This is a genomic window from Streptomyces sp. ATLC9 (genome assembly GCF_057196705.1).
Window position 1 is genome coordinate 1 of the sequence record NZ_JBXUOY010000393.1, and the last position, 3,775, is coordinate 3,775.

The 3,775-nt window shown below is 76.5% G+C and carries 5 protein-coding genes; 1 reads left to right on the forward strand and 4 read right to left on the reverse strand.

Annotated elements, in window-relative coordinates:
• The 4 genes from AC2CJA_RS25250 to AC2CJA_RS25265 form a co-directional block, all read right to left on the reverse strand.
• The coding region (locus AC2CJA_RS25250; RefSeq protein ID WP_484604984.1) for an NAD(P)/FAD-dependent oxidoreductase at positions 1–1,148 on the reverse strand (1,148 nt) is incomplete at its 3' end.
• Complete coding sequence (locus AC2CJA_RS25255; protein WP_484604985.1) at positions 1,145–1,354, reverse strand: ferredoxin; 210 nt, start codon at positions 1,352–1,354, stop codon at positions 1,145–1,147. The genes AC2CJA_RS25255 and AC2CJA_RS25250, both read right to left, overlap by 4 nt.
• Before the next feature lie 99 nt (positions 1,355–1,453).
• Complete coding sequence (locus AC2CJA_RS25260) at positions 1,454–2,410, reverse strand: pyridoxamine 5'-phosphate oxidase family protein (protein WP_484604986.1); 957 nt, start codon at positions 2,408–2,410, stop codon at positions 1,454–1,456.
• Between the two features lie 108 nt (positions 2,411–2,518).
• Positions 2,519–2,983, reverse strand: coding sequence for a VOC family protein (locus AC2CJA_RS25265; RefSeq protein ID WP_484604987.1), 465 nt, complete (start codon positions 2,981–2,983; stop codon positions 2,519–2,521).
• Between the two features lie 146 nt (positions 2,984–3,129).
• On the opposite strand from AC2CJA_RS25265, the gene AC2CJA_RS25270 reads away from it, so the two are divergent.
• Positions 3,130–3,720 (forward strand): CGNR zinc finger domain-containing protein, encoded by a 591-nt coding sequence (locus AC2CJA_RS25270; protein ID WP_484604988.1) that lies wholly within the window; start codon positions 3,130–3,132, stop codon positions 3,718–3,720.
• The last annotated feature ends 55 nt before the right edge of the window (positions 3,721–3,775 follow it).

Sequence of the window (3,775 nt, forward strand, 5' to 3'; positions counted from 1 at the left end):
GCGGTGAGGACGCCGATCAGCTCGCCGCCCCGGTGGTAGGTGACCTCCAGACGCCGGCCGGGCACGTCGTACTCCACCGTCCGCGCCTCGTCGGCGAGGTGCGGCAGGCCCAGCGAGCGGAAGCGGACCCCGTACTGGTCGGACCAGAACGAGGGCACCGCGGCGGGGAGTCCGGGCAGCCCGCCGTCCCCGGCCGGGTGCAGCAGGACCCGGGCGGCGACGGCGGCGTGCTCCACCGCGGCGCTCCAGTGCCCCAGGTGGAGCGTGCCCCGGGCCAGGGGGTGCGGGCGGCGGGAGGCGTCGCCGACGGCGAGGACGCCCGGTACCGCCGTGCCGTCCCCGGCGAGGGCGCGGCCGTACTCGTCGCAGACGACGGCGCCGTCCAGGAGCAGGCCGCTGCCGCGCAGCCAGGCCGTGTTGGGCACGTCGCCCAGGGCCGTCAGGACGACGGTGGCCGGGACGTGGGTGCCGTCCTCCAGGCGGGCGCCGGTGACACGGCCGGCGCCGGTGAAGGACCGGACCGTGGTACCGGTGCGCAGGTCGACACCCGCCTCGCGGTGCAGACGGGCGACGAAGCCCCCGGCGACCGTTCCGACGCCGCGCGCCATGGGCGCCTCCCCGGCCTCGACGAGGGTCACGGGCACGCCCAGCCCCGCCGCGGTGGCGGCGGCCTCGGAGCCGAGGAACCCGGCGCCGACGACGAGCAGCCGGGCGTCCTCGGCGGCCAGCTCCCGGCGCAGCGCGCGGGCGTCGTCGAGGGTGCGCAGGGTGTGGACGCCACCGGGTACCGGCGCGGGCCAGGGCCGGGCCGCGGCGCCGGTGGCGATCACGAGGGCGTCCCATTCCAGGCGGCCGCCGTCGGCGAGGACGAGCGTGCGCTCGGCCGGGTGCAGGGCGGTGGCGGCGGCGCCGGTGCGCAGCTCGATGTCCAGGCCGTCGGTGGACGGCAGGGCGATGTCGCCGATCTCCCTCTCCCCGGCCAGGAGTTGCTTGGACAGCGGGGGCCGGTCGTAGGGGGGATGGGGCTCGTCGCCGACGAGGGTCACCCGGCCGTCGTAGCCCCGCTCCCGCAGGGCGCGGGCGGTGGCGGTGCCCGCCAGGGAGGCGCCGACCACCACGACGTGGCGCGGGCCCGGGCGCGCGCTCACGCGCCGGACCCGGCGGTGTGGAGGGAGACGGCCCGGACCGGGCAGGACGCGGCGGCCTCCCGGACGGCGGCGCGGACCTCCTCGTCCTCGGGGACCTCCCCGACGACGAGGAGGTTGTCGTCCTCGTCGAAGGAGAAGTGCTCGGGGGCGGCGAAGACGCACTGGCCGTGGCTCTCGCAGCGGTTCATGTCGACGTGGATGCGCATGGATGACTCCTGGTGGGGGCCGCGTCGCGCCGTGCCGCACCGGCGGTGGCGGCGGGGGGACGCGGACGAAGGGCGGGAAACGGGGGAGCGGACGGGGCGTCAGACGGCGTTCGGCGCCCCGGCCGCGGGCACGGGAGGGTTGAAGCGCGAGAGCGCGGGCGGGCTCCACCCGGCGGGCAGCGTGCCGGGGAGCTCGGCGACGCCGGTGACGGTGAACTCGACCATGCGGCCGGTGTCCGCGGGCGTGGGCACGGGACTCCCGGCGTCCCCGGCGCCCCAGACGACCCGCGCGGAGCCGGTGAGGTGGAGGGTGGCGCCGGTGGCGTAGTCCGGGACGACCAGGCCCGCCCTGGGATTGACCAGGAGGTTCCCCAGGGTCAGGAACATCGCGTTGCCCGTGTAGTCGGGCCAGCGGACGAGGGTGGGCGAGGGAGCCCGGAGGAAGCCCGGGTTGCCGCCGCGGTGGGAGGCGTCGGCGCGGCCGTGCTCGTCCGCGGTGGCGATGAAGAAGGTGTCGGCGCCGGCGAGGAAGCGCCGCTGGCCGTCGTCGAGGCGGTCGCTCCTGCGGACCCGGGACAAAGGCGCGGACGCCGGTGGCGGGCCGGGGTCGGCCGCCGGGGGGGTGCGCTTCTGGATGTACTTGGGGCAGTTGGCGACCACCTGGTCGAGGTCGACCAGGAGCCCGCCGCCGTGCGGGCGCGCCGTGCCGTTCATCCGCATCCGCCGCCGGGTGGCGGCCTCGATGGCGAGCATCCCCAGGTGGACGGGGCGCTCCAGGACGGCCGCCAGGGGGTCGGCCGGGGCCGGGCGGGCCGCGACGGACAGGCTGTGCTCGTCCTCGGCGCGCAGGAACCCCGCGGGGCCGGTGAGCACGGTGGCCCAGACGTCCCCGCGGTCGTCGGCGGCCCCGGCGACCAGCAGGCGCTGCTGGGTGAGGAAGGAGGCCGCGACGGGCGGCACGGTGTCGCGGATCGCGCGCCCGGAGACCTCGGCCTCCCGCCGGAGTCCGGCGCGCCGCTGGACCTCGCGCTCACCGCGGTGGTAAGGGCCGCTCACTGTGGTCGCTCCTCGGGACGTGCGGTGGGACAGGGCGGGCGAGGGGTGGCCGGGCGGCCGCCGCCGGTCGGGGGGAGAGGGGCGGCGGCCCGGCCGTGTGGTGGCGGCTCAGAAGAAGCCGCAGGTGGGAGCGGAGGCGACGGGGGCCGCGGCGGTGTCGGCGCCGGTCGGGGCGTAGATCTCCAGCCGGATGCCGTCGGGGTCGGTGAAGAAGATCCCGCCGGAGGCGGCGCCCTCGCCGTGGGGGACGACGCCGTCGTACTTGAACCCGGCGCCCAGGCTGCGCAGGACCTCCTCGGCCGAGCGCACCTCCTCGACCGTCTCCACCTGGAAGGACAGGTGGTGCAGGCCGGGCACGCCGGAGGCGAACGTGCCCTCGCTCTGCTGCCACAGGGTCACCATCAGACGGCCCTCGCGGCCGAGGAAGGCGAAGGCGCGGCCGGACTCGCGGCCCTCTCCCTGGACCTCGAACCCGAAGACCTTGCGGTAGAAGTCCAGCGAACGGTCCAGGTCGGTGACGTTCAGACCGATGTGCCCGGTCTGCAGGGCGGCGGGGACGGCGGTTGCGGACATGACGGAATACCTCCAAGGCGGCGTCCGGGGCCATCCCGGACTAACCGTTGATCGAAACTTTAATGGTTAGTCCCGGAGGGTGCAACTCCCTATGGCGTGATAGCCGGTTAGGCTGGGATGGCGAACAGCCGACGGAAGGAGCTCGTATGGGTGACGACGCGGGAGACACCGGCCCTCCGTCCGGGGCGCCCGGTCCCGACCCCAGGCCCCTCCTGGGCGAACCGCTCAGCCTGGACCTGCTCAACACCCGGTGGATCGACGGCGGGATCCGGCACGATCTGCTGGAGGACCTCGACGGATTCGGCGTGTGGCTGGCCGGCCGCGGCCTGCTGGAGAGGACCGGCGCCACACCGGCCGCCCTGACGGCCGCCCTGACGGCCCGCGAGGCGCTTCAGGCCGTCGTCACCGACCCCGGCGACGGACGCGCCCGGGAGGGCCTCAACGCCGTCCTGGCGCGGGGACGCCTCCTGCGCAGCCTGGGACCCGAAGGCCCGGTCGAGCGGGCCGAGACCGACGACCCGGCCTGGCTGGCCGCCTGGCTGGCCGCCGACGACTACCTGCGCCTGGTGGGCACCGCCCCCGACCGCGTCCGGGCGTGCGCCAACGACGAGTGCGTCCTGCACTTCTACGACGTCTCCAGGAACGGCACCCGCCGCTGGTGCTCCATGTCCGGCTGCGGCAACCGCGCCAAGGCCTCACGCCACTACGCGCGCACCCACCGCCGCGAGGCCCGGTAGCGGGCGGCCCGGACGCGACGGGGACGGCCCGCACCGGGGACGCCCGGTGCGGGCC